The 14,958-nt window shown below is 61.3% G+C and carries 14 protein-coding genes; 5 read left to right on the forward strand and 9 right to left on the reverse strand.

The window, feature by feature from the left end:
* Positions 1-38: 38 nt before the first annotated feature.
* From DFT_RS26640 to DFT_RS24650, 3 genes are read right to left on the reverse strand one after another with little or no spacing between them, the layout of a single operon-like run.
* Positions 39-188 (reverse strand): hypothetical protein, encoded by a 150-nt coding sequence (locus DFT_RS26640; protein ID WP_200907141.1) that lies wholly within the window; start codon positions 186-188, stop codon positions 39-41.
* 8 nt (positions 189-196) lie between these two features.
* Positions 197-661, reverse strand: a complete 465-nt coding sequence (locus DFT_RS24645; RefSeq protein ID WP_054034435.1) for a CBS domain-containing protein — start codon at positions 659-661, stop codon at positions 197-199.
* Positions 662-705: 44 nt separating this feature from the next.
* Positions 706-2,964: a hybrid sensor histidine kinase/response regulator gene (locus tag DFT_RS24650; RefSeq protein WP_054034437.1), complete on the reverse strand. Its 2,259-nt coding sequence runs from the start codon at positions 2,962-2,964 to the stop codon at positions 706-708.
* Positions 2,965-3,134: 170 nt separating this feature from the next.
* Between DFT_RS24650 and DFT_RS24655 the strand changes: the two genes are divergently transcribed.
* A complete protein-coding gene (locus DFT_RS24655; RefSeq protein ID WP_152972142.1) occupies positions 3,135-3,881 on the forward strand; it encodes a YkgJ family cysteine cluster protein in 747 nt (248 codons plus the stop codon).
* Positions 3,882-3,912: 31 nt separating this feature from the next.
* Complete coding sequence (locus DFT_RS24660) at positions 3,913-5,121, forward strand: class I SAM-dependent rRNA methyltransferase (RefSeq protein WP_054034442.1); 1,209 nt, start codon at positions 3,913-3,915, stop codon at positions 5,119-5,121.
* 25 nt (positions 5,122-5,146) lie between these two features.
* Here DFT_RS24660 and DFT_RS24665 read toward each other — a convergent pair whose 3' ends face one another.
* The 3 genes from DFT_RS24665 to DFT_RS24675 form a co-directional block, all read right to left on the reverse strand.
* A complete protein-coding gene (locus DFT_RS24665; protein WP_054034444.1) occupies positions 5,147-5,791 on the reverse strand; it encodes a hypothetical protein in 645 nt (214 codons plus the stop codon).
* 99 nt (positions 5,792-5,890) lie between these two features.
* Positions 5,891-6,877 (reverse strand): thioredoxin-disulfide reductase, encoded by a 987-nt coding sequence (trxB, locus tag DFT_RS24670; protein ID WP_054034482.1) that lies wholly within the window; start codon positions 6,875-6,877, stop codon positions 5,891-5,893.
* A gap of 41 nt (positions 6,878-6,918) precedes the next feature.
* On the reverse strand, positions 6,919-8,382 hold the full coding sequence (locus tag DFT_RS24675; protein WP_054034446.1) for a 30S ribosomal protein S1: 1,464 nt from the start codon (positions 8,380-8,382) through the stop codon (positions 6,919-6,921).
* A gap of 343 nt (positions 8,383-8,725) precedes the next feature.
* Between DFT_RS24675 and htpX the strand changes: the two genes are divergently transcribed.
* Positions 8,726-9,661, forward strand: coding sequence for a zinc metalloprotease HtpX (gene htpX, locus DFT_RS24680; protein ID WP_054034448.1), 936 nt, complete (start codon positions 8,726-8,728; stop codon positions 9,659-9,661).
* A gap of 117 nt (positions 9,662-9,778) precedes the next feature.
* On the opposite strand, the gene DFT_RS24685 is transcribed toward htpX, so the two are convergent.
* Both DFT_RS24685 and DFT_RS26060 read right to left on the reverse strand, forming a co-directional pair.
* The gene (locus DFT_RS24685; protein ID WP_054034452.1) at positions 9,779-9,973 is read right to left on the reverse strand and encodes a hypothetical protein; all 195 of its coding nucleotides are present in this window, start codon (positions 9,971-9,973) and stop codon (positions 9,779-9,781) included.
* Positions 9,970-10,173 (reverse strand): hypothetical protein, encoded by a 204-nt coding sequence (locus DFT_RS26060; RefSeq protein WP_152972143.1) that lies wholly within the window; start codon positions 10,171-10,173, stop codon positions 9,970-9,972. The genes DFT_RS24685 and DFT_RS26060 overlap by 4 nt, the downstream gene beginning before the upstream one ends.
* A 247-nt stretch (positions 10,174-10,420) precedes the next feature.
* Between DFT_RS26060 and DFT_RS24690 the strand changes: the two genes are divergently transcribed.
* Complete coding sequence (locus tag DFT_RS24690; RefSeq protein WP_054034454.1) at positions 10,421-12,262, forward strand: GTPase; 1,842 nt, start codon at positions 10,421-10,423, stop codon at positions 12,260-12,262.
* 37 nt (positions 12,263-12,299) lie between these two features.
* Positions 12,300-14,057 carry a GTPase gene (locus DFT_RS24695; RefSeq protein ID WP_054034456.1) on the forward strand — a complete coding sequence of 586 codons (1,758 nt, stop codon included), beginning with the start codon at positions 12,300-12,302 and terminating at the stop codon, positions 14,055-14,057.
* A 21-nt stretch (positions 14,058-14,078) separates the two neighbouring features.
* On the opposite strand, the gene DFT_RS24700 is transcribed toward DFT_RS24695, so the two are convergent.
* Positions 14,079-14,918: an aminotransferase class IV gene (locus tag DFT_RS24700; RefSeq protein WP_054034458.1), complete on the reverse strand. Its 840-nt coding sequence runs from the start codon at positions 14,916-14,918 to the stop codon at positions 14,079-14,081.
* Positions 14,919-14,958: the final 40 nt, after the last annotated feature.

The following is a 14,958-nucleotide window of genomic DNA, read 5'->3' on the forward strand; positions in this document are numbered from 1 at the left end:
GTCCCCGATGCCGGAGGAAAGCTGGATCGGAGCGGCCATCAATCCATGCCCATCTGGACTTCGAGCTTCTTGATCTCTTTTTCGAGCTTCGCTTTTTCAGTGGGATTCAGGGTAGGGTCTGCCAGGCGGCGCCGGAGGCCCACCAGTACCATCTCTTCCCGGTATTCATTGCAGGTGTATGGTTTCATGTCCGATTTCAATTCGCTTTGGGCGCCGACAGCAGCGTCTTCAGCACATCCTCTTTTCCGATAATGCCCACCAGGGTCCCTTGGTCCACCACCGGCAGGGTGTGAAATCCGCTGTCCACCATCAGACCGGCAATGGTTTCCAGGGTGGTGTCCGATTGGACTGTGACCGGGTCGGGTGTCATGGCTTCGGCCACGGTCAGGGCGGCGATCTTGCGCACCTCTTTTTCGATCTGTTTGGAGGAGCTCAGGGAAACGTAGCTGTCCAGCAGGGTGAAGACGGTCGGCATGGGCAGCCGTTTCTGCTGGGCCACCAGGTCGCTTTGGCACAGAATGCCCACCACGCGGCCCTCCTCGTCGAGCACCGGTGCGCCGTTGATGCCTTTTTCAAGCAGAAGCTGAGCCGCCCGTCCGATATCGGTTTCGGGCGTCAGGGTGATCACATCGGTGGTCATGATCTCTTTGGCTGTCATCATCGCGCTTCCCCCTTGGTTTTGACGATCTTTAATGCCTTCATAATCTAAGAGAGCACCTTACGCAAGGCCGGCCCGATGTCATCGATCATGTAGGGTTTGCGAATATAGGCGCCGACCCCGAGGCTGAGGGCTTTTTTGACCCGCTCGGTCTCCGAAAATCCGGTGGCGATCAGAGCCCGCATGCCGGCCCGCAGCTCCAGAACCGCCTGATAGGTCTCCAAACCGTCCATGCCGGGCATGATCATGTCCAGAATGAGCGCATCAACCGCACCGCCGACCTGTTTCAGATATTCAATGGCCGCTTCACCGGATGCGGCGGTGACGACCCGATAGCCCAGTCGTGTGAGGATGTCGGCGGCGATCTGGCGCTGCTCGACCACATCGTCGACCACCAGAATGGTCTCGCCCTTGCCCATACAGGAATCCAAATCGACGTGATGCTGCGTCGCAGCTACGGGCAAGTCGCCGGTCACCGGAAAATAGAGGTGGAAAGTGGTTCCTTCGGATGCCTTGCTTTGGACCGAAATGTATCCTTCGTGATCCTGAACCGTTCCCCATACCACCGCCATGCCCAGACCGCTGCCGCTGCGACCCATCACTTTGCGGGTGAAGAACGGTTCGAAAATGCGCTGCAGGTCCGACTCCGGGATGCCGTTGCCGCAGTCCATGACCTCGAGACAGACATAGGCACCCGGGGGCATCTGCGACTGGCCCGGCGGCGGTGTGCCGTACCGGCAGTTGCGGGAACGGATCACGATCCGGCCACCTTGGGGCTGGGCTTCGGCGGCATTGAGCACCAGGTTCATCAATGCCTTTTTCAAATGGATAGCCGACCCTTTGATGTGGGCCAGATCGGGGTCCAGCTCGGTTTCCACCGTGACCCCGGGATAGCGCCCGATCATCTCCCGGTGTTCCGGTGAAGCAATGTGTTCGGCCACCACCTGGTTCAGGCAGATGGCGTTCATGGTCTGAACGCCTCGTCGGGCCAGGGTCAACAGATCCTGAACGATTTCGGCGGCCTTGTTCCCGGTTTTGCGAATGGTTTCCAAGGGGCGGCGCATGGGGCTGTCGTCGGGCAGATCGATCAGAAGCAGGTCGGGATAACTCACAATGCCCGAAAGGACATTGTTCAGGTCATGGGCCACGCCGCTGGCCAGCAGACCGATGGCCTCCATTTTGCGGGATTGGGCCAGGAGGGCCTGGAGGGCCTCCTTTTCCTTCTGAGCCTGGATCCGCTCGGAAATGTCCCGGGCCGTGCCGAGAATCCCGATGGGCCGGCCCGATTCATCGAGCATGAACGCGCCGCGCACCTCGGTGTGCAGAAACCCTCCGTCCTTTCGTCGCATCTCCAGCTCGATGGTGGCCGATGCATTGTAATCGCCCTTGCTTTGGGCCATGGCCAGCAGATCGTCCACCAGGGCCTTGGCCTTCTCTAACGAATGGGGAGAGAGAACATCCGCGACCCGCATGGCCCCGAGTTCCTCCTCCGACCACCCCAGCAAGGTGTGGGCCGCCGGGCTGACGTAGGTCAGGTTCATGGCCATGTCCAATGACCAGAGGATGTCGGAGAGGTTCTCGGCCAGCAGTCGGTACTTGGCCTCGCTCGCCTTGAGAAAGCGTTCGGCCTGCCTGCGCACGTCGACCTCCTTGAGCAACGCGTCGCGTGCCTCTCGACCGCGGGCGATGGCCGCCTGGAGTCCCCGGGTAAGCCCGGCAATGGATAGGGCGACCAGGGCATTGAGAAAGAGGAAATTGAAGCCGGCGGCAAGGGCCCGTCCCAAGGTGGGAAAAAATGGCTGCCCGGCAGCCACCAGCCCCAGGGTCTGGAGCCAGCCCAAACCGGCCAGTGTCAGGGCGTTGATGGCGATGGCCGCCACCGCGGCCCTGAAACCGAGCAGAATGCCCGCGATCACCGCGAAGGTGAAGAGCCAGGCCGGACCGCCGCTGAGCATCCCCAGATTCACCATGACCCACACACCGACCAGGTAGAGGGTCGCCAAGACCGCGCAGGTCCGGACGTTGAAGGTCAGCTTGGGAACCAGCATCATCCCGGCGATAACCGCGTAGATGGCGATGTCGATCGCGGCCATCCACCAGCGCCCCTCGGATAGCAGGATAACAAAGATCGGCGCCATGATCAGAACGGCCGTCACCAGGCCGGCCGCTATGAGGTACTGCAAGACCCGATACCGCCAGAATGCGAGGCTCTCGCTGTCGGCCAGCCCCGGCGCCGAGAGACGGGAAAGAAAGGCGACCCACCAGCGGACCAGGGGGTTGAAGCTTTTTCGGGAATGTGTTTTCATGATCCTCACAATTTAAGTTGAACTCAATTCCGCCTATATCGGCTTCTGTAAGAAAAAATTGAACCGTCGCCGCTGATCTCCATCGACGCCGTCCAGCATTCACTAAATAGTGGGCTTTTTTCCTGAAATGGCAATGACATGGGTTTCGAAAACCCGACTCCTTGGATGCCATGGCACAAACATACCTTTTTTTGACCCTATCCCAGGTCTTGACCGCCATCTGCCTGGACTTTCGCGGGTACGAGCCGCAGACCATGTTGTTTTGCGAGGTGCTGCGCGCCCTGGACGCACCGGGCGTCAAGTATAGACGCGAACCCGGCAAGGCGGGCTTGTGGTTGTCGTATGGGAACCAGGGTAAACTGCGCTGGCTGGAGGGAGAGGCGCTGGTCGACTTCATGTGCCGGCAGATCGATAATGCGAACCTGGACCCCGAACATCTGGCCGCCATCTGCCGAATGATCTTCCAGACGCCCTGCCGGGTGGATCGGCATCCAGACACGGGCCAACCGGGCATCGTCGTCCAAACCGACATGGCCGCCTTTCAATGCCGGCAGTGCGGACATTGCTGCCGCCGATTGGATTACCGGGACGGCATGACCCAGGCCGACCTGGAACGGCTGAAAAAAATGGGCCGCAACGACATCCTGGCGTGGGTGCGCACCACGCGAACCGTCCGGGGCGACATCACTCACCGGATCTGGGTCATTCCCGGCACCAATGAATTCGCACCGTCATGCCCTTTCCTGAAGCGAGGCGGCTGCCCGCACCAATGGATCTGCAGCATCCATGACGTTAGACCCGACATCTGCCGGAACTATCCGGTCAGTCGCAAACATGCGCTGATGACTGGATGCCCGGGATTTGATATACACACGCCCGGGCAACCCGCCCCCTCGGGCAACCCACCCAACAAATAGAGATACAACCTGGAAGGTAGATAGGGAGGTTATGAAGAATTCAGCGGTTCATGCGGCGCCGGTGATCACGGTGTCGCCCAAGGCCGAAAAATCCATCGCGCGGTTTCATCCCTGGGTCTTTTCCGGCGCCGTGCGCCGATGTGACCGTGACATCCCCCCGGGTGACACCGTGCTCGTACAGACGGCCGACGGACGCCGGCTGGCGTGGGGCGCATACTCGCCTCGATCCCAGATCCGTGTGCGGATCTGGTCGTTCGACACCGACGCGCAGATCGACGCCCCTTTCTTCAAACGTCGCATCGATGCCGCCGCGGCCGCCCGGCGCCGCATGCCCCGGATCTCCCCATGCACCGCCGTTCGTTTGATCCACGGGGAATCGGACGGGTTGCCGGGATTGATCGTGGACCGTTATGGAGACTACCTGATCTGTCAGTTCCTGTCGGCCGGGGTCGACCGCTGGCGGGACACCATCATCGATCAGCTCAGAGAGCTGCCGGATATCAAAGGGATCTACGAACGTTCGGATGTTCCGGTCCGGGACAAGGAAGGCCTGCCGCAGCGCACGGGATTGCTGTGGGGCCAGGATCCACCCGAACGCGTCGACGTGCAATTGGGCCAGGTGCGCCTGTGGGTCGATGTGTTCAAAGGTCACAAAACCGGGCTCTACCTGGATCAGCGCGAAAACCAGGCGGCCCTGGCCGGAATGGCCGCCCAGGCCGACATGCTCAACTGCTTCTGTTACACCGGCGGGTTCGGCATATGGGCCATGCGGTCCGGTGCCAGGCGGGTCACCCAGATCGACGCCTCCCCGGAGATGCTTGACCTGGCGCGTGAAAACGCCGAGCTCAACGGCGTGGATGCCGAAGCCTTGGATTATATTTGCGCCAACGTGTTCGAACAGTTGCGCGAATTTCGCGAGCAGGAGCGCCGCTTCGACCTGATCGTGCTCGATCCGCCCAAGTTCGTGGCCGCCATGGGGCAGATGAACCGCGGCTGCCGGGGATACAAGGACATCAACCTGTTGGCCATGCGGCTGCTGCGACCGGGAGGTGTTCTGGCCACCTTTTCCTGTTCAGGCCTGGTCTCCGCACCGCTCTTTCAGAAGATCGTGGCCGATGCGGCCGTGGACGCCGGCCGGCGGGCGCGGCTGATCCAACGCCTCCACCAGGCGGCCGATCATCCGGTGGCCTTGAATTTTCCTGAAAGCGATTATCTGAAGGGACTGATCTGCCTCGTCTAATGAGGACGGTCAATAGGAAACCTCGTCACTCCTCTTCGAAAACGATCTCCACCTTGTTGAATTCGGCGGGTTCGAAACTCTCGATGTTTTCACTCTTTTCCAGAAAGTTGGCCATGTGCCGATACCCGCTCTCATAGACCCCCATGGCGGCGTTCAGCCGCTGGGTGATCACGTCATCCTCACCCAGGTCGCTGTAAGCCTCTTCGAGCAGTTTCCGCCCTGCGGACAGATGGGTGGCGATCTTTTCAAAGACGGCTTTTCGCTTGGCATGGCGCCGGCGCTCCTGGGAAATAATCGGCAGCAGACGCTGCACCGACAGTTCGATGAGCATATCCCGGGGCGCATTGAAACTCTTGGCCGTATCTTCGAGGCTCACCAGCGCGCCCCGACTGAGGACGTAGGTTTTCTGGACGCGGTTGGTGGATGATTCGAGCCGGGCGTTGCGAAACTTGCGCGCAAGGCTGTTCAGGGTCTGGGTATCGCTGAAGAGATGATCGAATAGCGATTTCTGCTTGATGCCGAGTTGGGCTGCGACGATGCTGATCGCCTCGATACAGCTGTCGGTCAATTTGAACGTCGCCCGCACCGACTGCCGACCACGTAGACTGGTGAATGTCGATGCGGAACGCGACGACTCCTCTTCGAGATTCAGATGTTCATTGTCAGCCATAGCTACCTCCCTGCCAACGGGGTCAGAAACATTACCAATATAGTCATACACAATTAGTAATGCAATCTGTTTTTGTCGGCTGGAGGCCAGCTTATCGTCTTAATGGGTGTCCATTAACCCGGCCGGCAGTTCACAGGTCTCGGCACCGAGCTTGGCCTTTCGGCCTTCCACATAGTGGGCCGCCGAAAGCGCCGCCATGCAACCGTCACCGGCCGACAGCACGATCTGGCGGGCATATTTTTCCCTGAGATCGCCGATGACATAAACGCCGGGAATGCTGGTGCGGCACTGATCGTCAGTAATCACGAACCCTTCGGCGTTCAGACGCACGCCGGCGGGAACGAGCTGATTATTGGGGACAAAGCCGATAAAGACAAAGACCCCGTCGATGGGCATGTCGCGCAGCTCACCGGTTCGGGTGTCCTTCAGCTCGACGGCGTTCACGCCGTCCCCGTCGGCCTTGATCTCGTTGACCACCGAATTCCAGATGACCTCCATCTTGCATTCGGCCTTGACGCGTTCCTGCAGGATCATGCTGGCCCGCAGCGCGTCGCGGCGGTGTACCAGGTAGACCTGTTCGGCCAATTTGGCCAGGTAGAGGCCCTCCTCGCAGGCACTGTCGCCGCCACCCACCACGATGACCCGCTTGCCCCTGAAAAAAAAACCGTCGCATACGGCACAGTAAGAAACGCCTTTTCCGTAAAGTGCATCCTCACCGGTCACGCCGAGCTTGCGCGGACTGCCGCCTGTGGCCAATATCACGGCATGGGTGGCGATCACGCGACCGCCGGCCGTGCGCACCGTGTGATGCTGCAGACCCGGCTCGATGGCGACCACTTCGTCGTTGAGCTCTTCGAGCGGGTAGGAGCGGGCATGTTCGGCAAACTTCATGGAGAGCTCGGCACCGCCGACATGCACGAATCCCGGATAATTTTCGACCTCATCGGAGAGGTTGACCTGGCCGCCCGGTGCGGCCTTTTCGATGAGCAGGGTCTTGAGCGCACCGCGCAAGGCATAGATCGCCGCCGACAATCCGCCGGGACCGGCACCGACGATGACGACATCGTACAATTCGGATTGAGACATCTGTTTTTCCTCCGGGCGCCCCATTGTGGCGGGTTGCCTTTTTACTTGTCGCTCTTTTTCAGCGCACGGGCCAATTTTTCACCCAGGGCACCCATGGACGAGTTATCCGTGTCTGCCTTGAACTGCTGCCATTGGTCCTCGTCACCGGCATCATGCGGTTTGAGTGAAATGCGCCGATCGGCTTTGTTGATCTCTTCGACGACCACGGCGATGGCATCGCCGGATTTCAATCGATCGATTGTGGCGGCATTGGGCGAACGGCTGATGGCCGATTTGGGCAGCAACCCGACGATGCCGGGCGCCAGGCGGACGAATGTGCCGAAGGCCTCCTGCTTTTCCACCGTACCGTTGACTGGTTGCCCCTTGGCCAGCTTCTGGTCCACCTCCAGCCAGGGATCGCCCTCGGCGTCGCGCAGGCTCAGACCGATACGCCGCTTGTTCATATCGACCTCTTTGACCATCACCGAAACGGCCTGACCGGTGTAGACGACGTCCTGGGGTTTGTGCACCCGCTGGGTGTAACTCATTTCGCTGATGTGCACCAATCCCTCGATGCCGGGCACGATCTCCACAAAGGCACCGAAGTCGGCACAGCGAGTCACCTTACCAGAGATTTTCTGGCCGGGCCGGATGGTTTCGGGCAGGCGATCCCACGGGTCGCCCTCGACCTGTTTGACCGACAGGGCGATTTTGGGGCCCTTTTTGCCGGGTTCGATGCGCAGGACCTTGACCCGGATCGTCTGGCCCGGCTTGACGGCATCCTCCGCCTTTTCCAGCCGCGACCAGCTCAGCTCGGAAATGTGCACCATGCCTTCCAGACCGGGCGTCAGCTCCACGAAGGCGCCGTAAGGCATCAGACGCGTCACGCGGCCGTCGAACGTCTGACCCGCTTCCAGTGTCTCCATGAAGGCGGCCTGGACCTTTTTCTGTTCGGCCTCGAGCAACTGACGCCTGGACACCACGATGTTGCGGCCATTTTCGGTGATCTGCTTGATCAGGAATTGAAAGGTCTGGCCCACATACTTTTCCCCATCTTCCACGTATTGGGTGTCGATCTGGCTGATCGGGCAAAAGGCGCGGCGCTTGAGCACCTCGACCTGAAAACCACCCTTGATGGTCTGGACCACCTTGCCTTCCACCGGAATGTTGCCCGAATGGGCATCCCTGAGCATCTCCAAACCGCCCACCCCGGCTATGGCGCGGGAAAGACGGATCTCGCTCTCGTTGGCGGCCACCACGAACAGATCCAGTTCGTCGCCCACTTCGTAGGGCAGCTGCCCCTCCTCGTCCTTGAGCTCCTCGAGCTCCACCACACCGTCGGTCTTGGTGCCCGTATCCACGAAAACCGAGCTGCTGGTGATGGCGATAATGCGTCCATGGACTTTGTCGCCGATCCGCAAATCCTCTTTCATGCCGGCGCTGTAAGCTTCGAACATCTCGGCGAAGCTCTCTTCCCCCTCTTCGCCATGGTCTGGGTCGTCGTTGATGGAATGGTCGTCAACCATACAAATATCCCTGATATCAAAGTGGTTATGGTCCTGCGCAACACCATGTTGCGGCACGAGGGGCCTCGGCTCATGCGTGCCGCCCTGTTGGCACCACATCCTTGGACGGAGCGAACAGGGCTTTCAGCAGAAGAAACGTCATATTCACCAAAAAACGGTGCACTTTGCAAGAAAGAATCGGTGTGCGACCTGCGAGACCGCCTCTTGCTCGCAGGCTACCGCTTGCAACCGGACCGGGGATCCCTATATTTTGTCTGTTTGAGGGTCCCCTGGCCGACATGAAACGTCAAACGGCAAGGGTTAAACCGTTTCGACAACAGACGACACAAGGAGCGAATCGACAATGGGCAACCAAATACGCACGACCTTACTGCTCGCCGTCATGACCGTTCTGATCATGGTGGTCGGACATTTGATCGGCGGACAACAGGGCATGTTCATCGCCCTGATCATCGCAGCGGGGATGAACTTTTTCAGTTACTGGTTTTCGGACAAGATCGTCCTGAAGATGTATCGTGCCCAGGAAGTGACCCCCCAGCAATCCCCCGACCTTTATGAGATGGTCGCCACCCTGGCCCGCAACGCGGGCCTGCCCATGCCGCGGGTCTATATCATCCCCCAGGATACGCCCAATGCCTTTGCCACGGGCCGGAATCCCGAACATGCCGTGCTCGCCGTCACCCAAGGGCTGCTGAAACTCATGGACCGGGAACAAATCAAGGGGGTGCTGGCCCACGAAATGGCCCATGTCAAAAACCGCGACATTCTCATCGGGTCCATCGCGGCCACCATGGCCGGCGCCATCATGATGCTGGCCAGCATGGCGCGCTGGAGCGCCATATTCGGTGGCCATCGCGACGACGAAGAGGGCGGTCTGGGCGGTATCGGCCTGATCGTCATGTCCATCATCGCCCCACTGGCCGCCATGATCGTTCAGATGGCCGTTTCGCGGTCGCGCGAGTACCTGGCCGACAGCACCGGCGCCCAGCTGGCCGGCAACAGCCGCGGCCTGGCCGATGCCCTGGAAAAGCTGGGCGCCTACAGCCGGCGGTTGCCCATGCAGGCCAACCCCTCCACGGCCCACATGTTCATCGTCAACCCCCTGGCCGGCGGCAGCCTGATGAGCCTCTTTTCCACCCATCCGCCCATCGAAAAGCGGGTGGCCCGCCTGCGCGGTACCCAACCGCCGGCCGCACCCGGCGCCGGCGACGAAAGCCGCCGAGGGGATGCACAGGATCCCCTGGCTCGGGGGAGGGCCTTCTGGGACAATATCAAATAAGACGGCGCCGTCCAGCAGCGACTTTTCACATAGCTATCGATTAAGTACTCCGGGAAAATCGAAACCCGGCCGTTCAACGGCCGGGTTTCGTTTATTGTTCAAGCAGGTGTGCCTGCGCTACAGCGTGCACTCCTTGCTGCTAGGGGAAAAGAGAAAGAAGCCGGCGGCGACGAACACGGGAAGTGCCAACACCAACCCCAGCACCGGCAACACCGTAATGCCGATGACGCTCAGCCCCATGGCCATGAAGAGCAGCGCCACGGCCACCCCCACGCTGGATACCCGTTCGAAAAGACAGTCGATGCGTTTCATATCTCCACCTCCTTTGGAGAGGTACATTCTGCCTGGACTTGCCGGGAACGGCGCCTTGGCTGCCCCCCGCACACGCCGCAACGCTCGTCGCTGCAACGCTGGCAGGCGAAACAGTCCGGGCAGCTATGTTTTTTCTGGCCCGCTTCAGGCTCGGGTACGAATACCTTGCCGGCCAATCCCGGAACCGTTTGCCATGCCATCCCAGCCATCCTCTTGAAAATCGCGTTTAATAAACAAACAATTAAACCGAGATCGGGCGTTGTCAACGTCGCTGCCGGTTGCCGGGGTTTTCGATGCACAAGACAAACGACTTTGACTTTTTGAGAATCGGTCGTAATATCGGCCTGCTGCCTCGATTCACGCCATGATCGACGCACGGCGGCCGGATCGGCAGCGCGCCCGCAAGAAAGGGTGTATTGACGAACCCGAAATGAGCAGCGATCGACGATGATCATCCATCCAAATGCCGGCAACACCTTGCAGCGGCTTCGCAACGACATACCGGCCGCCGCCGACGCCCTGTGTCTGGACATGCCCGAAGGGTGGCGACGCTGGACCCACGCTTTGGATGTGAAGCTGCTGCCCAAGCTGCAAGCCGAATTTCCGCTGGTGATCGCCATCTGCGGCGGCGGCTCGGCCGGAAAATCGACCTTGTTCAACAGCCTGATCGGCGATCAGGTGTCGCCCACGGGCGGAAAGGCGGGGTTGAATCGCCGGGTGTTGGCGGCGGTTCACGAACGACATCGGGACAACGGGGTCCTTTTCGCCACCCTGGCGCACACGCTGGGCGGACCACTCAGCCCCATGCACGATGCGCGGCAACTCACCGCGCCGGGAGACCCGGTCTACTGCGTCCAGACCCATCTGCCTGAAAAGCTGGTCTTGCTCGATACGCCTGACATCGACACGGGCGCGCGCGGCAATTATGCCAACCGGGAACTGGCCCGCAGGAGCCTGGAGAGCGCCGACGCTTTCGTCTATATTTTCACCAACGCCACTTACAACAACCGAGACAACACCGATTTCATCGCCGAGTTGCTCACCGGGATCGGTATCCGCCCGTGCTTTCTGGTCTACCGCGTCTATCCCAGTTTTTCCGATGTCGAGGTGCGGGAACATGCCGCGACAGTGGCGCAAAACCTCTACGGCCCAGGCCATGCCGCGCATGTGTTGGGCATCTTCCGCGCCGATGACGACAACCGGGTGGCCGCAGGCCGGCGGCCCATGACTCTCAGTGCCATCGACGGCGGCCCAGGCCTGCGCGACGCCATGGTCGCCATCGACGGGCCAGCCTTGCGCCAGACCTTGCTGAGTTCCATGATGGCCGACGCCCTGCACCAGGCGCGTCAAATGGACGAGGCCCTGCATGCGGCCCATGAACGGCTGGCCGCATACATCGAGGCCCTCGAAGCGGCCCAGCGCAGCGCCGTCCAGCAGGCCCTCTCCCATTTTCCAAGCGATCAGGTGCTGCGGCGCTTTGCCGATATCTGGCGGGCCACGGACCCAACCCATATCAAGGTGATGCGCCGTACCGGCCAGGTGGTGGAGTGGCCCTTGAAACTGGTGCTCTCCGCTGCTCGCAAGCTGCGCTCCGAAGAGCAGCCATCCTTGCCGGATAAACGCCGGGGGGACCCGGGCGCCCTGCTCGAGCTCGACCTGCTGCAGGCCGCTAATGCGCTCTACCAGGCTACGGTGACCGAACATATCCAGGACGGCGCCCAGGATCTGGCGGCGCCGCCCTGTGTCCGGGAGGCCCAGGCCAACCTGCGCCGCAGGGACTGGCAGGCGGCCCTGACCCGCATCCAGGCCCAAAAGGAGTTGATTCTCAGCTGGTCCGGTGGATTGGAGCAGGATCTGAAGGTGTTGGCCGAAGAGTTGCGCGGCCGCATGGGGCTGGTGGACCAGGTGCGCCAGACCTTTGCGGCCTTTCTCAACGTGATTCCGGCCACGGCCGCCATCACCTATATCCTGCACACCGGCGACCCGGCCGGAGCGGTGGGCATCAAGGTCAAATTGACCGGCCTGCTGGGGCTCCACGATCTGTACGCCCTCATCGCCATCCCGGCCACGGCCGGCATGAAGAAGGCCGATCAGCAGCAGCTGGAACAGATGCTGGCACCGGTGGCCCGAACCTGGCTGGCCCACAAACTCACCGCGGTGCAGCAGTTGTTCGAAGCGCAGATTACGGCAGAGGTGCTGGACACCGCACGCTCGGCGCATGGGGCGGCCGGAAAATTGATCGATGAGATCGACGGACACTTGAAGCTGGTGACCACCGTCCGCCCATAAAGCGCGTATCCGCTATCCAAATGAAGGAGAAAACCCGATGCTGGACCGCGACCTGGCCGCGATGGAGGCCATGGGCAAGATTGAAGAGGATGTGCAGGCGGTCAAACTCCTGAACGAAAAGTTGGGAAAGGCCCCCTTGTGGCAGCCGGGCCCGGTCTTGGTCAAGCAGGCCGCCCGTGCCCTCGAGTTGATCGGGCGGCTTCAGGCGCGCATGGACCGCCGCCTGGTGGTAACGCTCATCGGCCCCTCGGGAGCCGGCAAATCCACGCTGCTCAATGCCCTGGCCGGTGTCGACGATCTGTCGCCGACCGGTACCCGGCGCCCTACCACCCAATCGCTGGTGGTCCTTTCCAACGATCCGGCGGCCGCCCGCCAGTTGCTCGGCCCCATGGATGACAATTTGATCCAACTCCGTTCCAGTCCTAAAGCGGAATTGCTCACCCATGTGGTGCTGGTGGATACCCCCGACACCGACAGCACCGAACGCGAACGACATTTGCCGTTGATCGAGCAGGCGGTCGAACACTCCGATCTGCTCATCTGCGTGTTCGACGCCCAGAACCCCAAGCGCCGCGACCATGCCGATTTCATGGCCCCCATCGTGCGACGGTTCCACGGGGCCTCGCTGGTGGCGGTGGTCAATCAATGCGACCGTTTGAGCCCGGAAGAATTGAGCGGGGTGGTCGGCCCCGATTTCGACGCCTACCTGCAAGAGGCATGGGATGTTCGGCCGGAGGCCGTGCTGATGGTTTCGGCCCGCCGGCACCTTCAACACCCCAGGTGGGATCCCCAGGCAGGTCCAAGGCACGACCTGGACCAGTTCGATCAATTGCGCCGGCTCGTGTTCGAAACCTTCAACCGGGCCGGCTTCGGTCCGGATCGGCGCCTGGCCAATGCCCGCCAGATCAAGACCTACCTCTTCGAACAGGTGGATCGGGCCGTGGCCCGTGACCGCGCCTCCCTGGAACAGGCCGTTGAACGCATCACTGTGGTCGAACAGGAGGCCCTTCGCCAGGCCGTGACCAGCCTGCGCCGTGAAGATCTGCGCATGGTGCTGGGGGTCAATGCCCGACTCTACCAGTCTCTGGCACAGCGTTGGATGGGGCCGGTGGGCTGGCTGGTGGCCATCTGGTCCCGGATCATCCTTTTCGGCACCGGACTGGCCGCGCTCATCCGTTTCGGCAACCCCCTGCGCCAGATCTGGGGATTGATTTCATCCTGGCGGCATTACCGGGAGAGTAGTGCCGCAATCGGTTCCCTGGATGACCAGACCCGCATCGACCAGGCCCTGCAGACCTTCCAGAAGGTGTGGTGGACCCACTGGCCCGACATCGCCGAGCTGCTGGTCCAGGGACGCTTCGATCCCGAGGTGCGTCGTGTCAATGTCGACCAGGACAAGGCTGTAGGGGATCTGGTGCGCGGATTGTGGCGCGACAGCCTGGATACCGAAATCGAGCGCAGCGCCGCATCGTTGAGCCATTTTCTTCTTCAAATCCTTTTCAACCTGCCCAGCCTGGCCCTGCTCGCCTATATCGGCTGGCTGACCGCATCGCACTTCTGGGCCGGCACCTATCTGAGCACCGACTTCTTCCTGCACGCCCTGCTCACCCTGGCCGCAGTGCTCCTGCTCAGTTTCTTTATCTATCAACTGTGCCTGCGCCTGGCCGTAAGCCGGGACCGCATCCAGCGCCGCGCCTTTCAAGCCATGGAGCAGCGGGTAGACGACAGCCCGCTGTTGGCCGGCCGCGAAATGACCGATCAGGTGGCGCGGGTGCTGGCGCTGGCAAGGAAATAGAGCGGGCCGGGTTCGTTGGGTTTATCGGGTAGGCTGGGTGTCTGCGAAATGTGCTTCCAGGGCGGTCATGATGCGCAGGGTGTGCACCCCCGGCCGGCCGTCGCCGATGGTCGTGTCGTCTACCTGAACCACGGGCACCAGCCCCTTGTTGGTGCCGGTGATGAAAATTTCGTCGGCCGTCAGCAACTCGGTCAACGGGATATTCCGCAAGTCGATGGGCATCAGCGGCCGGGCGATATCCAGCACCACCTGGCGTGTGATGCCGGCCAGAATCCCGCTGCCGGGGGTGGCCAGGCGGCCACCGATGACGGCGAAAAGATTGCTGGTGGTGCCCTCCAATGCGTTGCCGTGGCGGTCCACATAAAGGGCCTCGACCGCATCGTTGGCGCGGGCCTCGCGCAACGCCATGGCGGCCGGCACATAATCGATGCTTTTGGCGCCGGGGATGCGGCGTTCGAGGCGCATGGTGACGACCTTGACGCCGCGATCGTACCACTCGGCCGGCAGCCTGGGCAGAGGCGTGATCAGCACCAGGAGGCGCGGTTTGCCCTGGGGGGTCATGAAGTCGCTGCTGGAGCCGCCGGTGGCGATGATGCGGATGTTGGCCTCGTCCATGGTGTTTCGGGATAGGGTTTCCATGGCGATCCGGCGAACCTCGTCGCGCGACCAGGGGAGATCCAGGCTGATCTGGCGGGCCGATTCGAAGAGCCGGTCGACATGCTCCTTTAGAAAAAGCGGTTTGCCGTTGTAGGTGCGCAACAGATCAAACACCCCGATGCCGCGAATCACGGCCAGATCGTCCACCGGGATGACGGCCTCTTCGGCCGGCAGAAATTTTCCGTCTACATAATAGATGGCCATCCGACTCCCTCCTCATGGCGCTGATAGAAGCCCTCTCTTT

The sequence above is a fragment of the Desulfatitalea tepidiphila genome (genome assembly GCF_001293685.1).
Taxonomy (GTDB): domain Bacteria; phylum Desulfobacterota; class Desulfobacteria; order Desulfobacterales; family Desulfosarcinaceae; genus Desulfatitalea; species Desulfatitalea tepidiphila.

What these genes read in the sequence shown, in the direction of transcription:
- DFT_RS24695 (WP_054034456.1), top strand. Translation starts at nt 12,300, where the DNA reads ATGCTGGACCGCGACCTGGCCGCGATGGAGGCCATGGGCAAGATTGAA.
- DFT_RS24690 (WP_054034454.1), top strand. Translation starts at nt 10,421, where the DNA reads ATGATCATCCATCCAAATGCCGGCAACACCTTGCAGCGGCTTCGCAAC.
- DFT_RS24650 (WP_054034437.1), bottom strand. Translation starts at nt 2,964, where the DNA reads ATGAAAACACATTCCCGAAAAAGCTTCAACCCCCTGGTCCGCTGGTGG.
- DFT_RS26060 (WP_152972143.1), bottom strand. Translation starts at nt 10,173, where the DNA reads ATGGCATGGCAAACGGTTCCGGGATTGGCCGGCAAGGTATTCGTACCC.
- trxB (WP_054034482.1), bottom strand. Translation starts at nt 6,877, where the DNA reads ATGTCTCAATCCGAATTGTACGATGTCGTCATCGTCGGTGCCGGTCCC.
- DFT_RS24660 (WP_054034442.1), top strand. Translation starts at nt 3,913, where the DNA reads ATGAAGAATTCAGCGGTTCATGCGGCGCCGGTGATCACGGTGTCGCCC.
- DFT_RS24675 (WP_054034446.1), bottom strand. Translation starts at nt 8,382, where the DNA reads ATGGTTGACGACCATTCCATCAACGACGACCCAGACCATGGCGAAGAG.
- DFT_RS24685 (WP_054034452.1), bottom strand. Translation starts at nt 9,973, where the DNA reads ATGAAACGCATCGACTGTCTTTTCGAACGGGTATCCAGCGTGGGGGTG.
- DFT_RS24665 (WP_054034444.1), bottom strand. Translation starts at nt 5,791, where the DNA reads ATGGCTGACAATGAACATCTGAATCTCGAAGAGGAGTCGTCGCGTTCC.
- DFT_RS24700 (WP_054034458.1), bottom strand. Translation starts at nt 14,918, where the DNA reads ATGGCCATCTATTATGTAGACGGAAAATTTCTGCCGGCCGAAGAGGCC.
- DFT_RS24655 (WP_152972142.1), top strand. Translation starts at nt 3,135, where the DNA reads ATGGCACAAACATACCTTTTTTTGACCCTATCCCAGGTCTTGACCGCC.
- htpX (WP_054034448.1), top strand. Translation starts at nt 8,726, where the DNA reads ATGGGCAACCAAATACGCACGACCTTACTGCTCGCCGTCATGACCGTT.
- DFT_RS26640 (WP_200907141.1), bottom strand. Translation starts at nt 188, where the DNA reads ATGAAACCATACACCTGCAATGAATACCGGGAAGAGATGGTACTGGTG.
- DFT_RS24645 (WP_054034435.1), bottom strand. Translation starts at nt 661, where the DNA reads ATGATGACAGCCAAAGAGATCATGACCACCGATGTGATCACCCTGACG.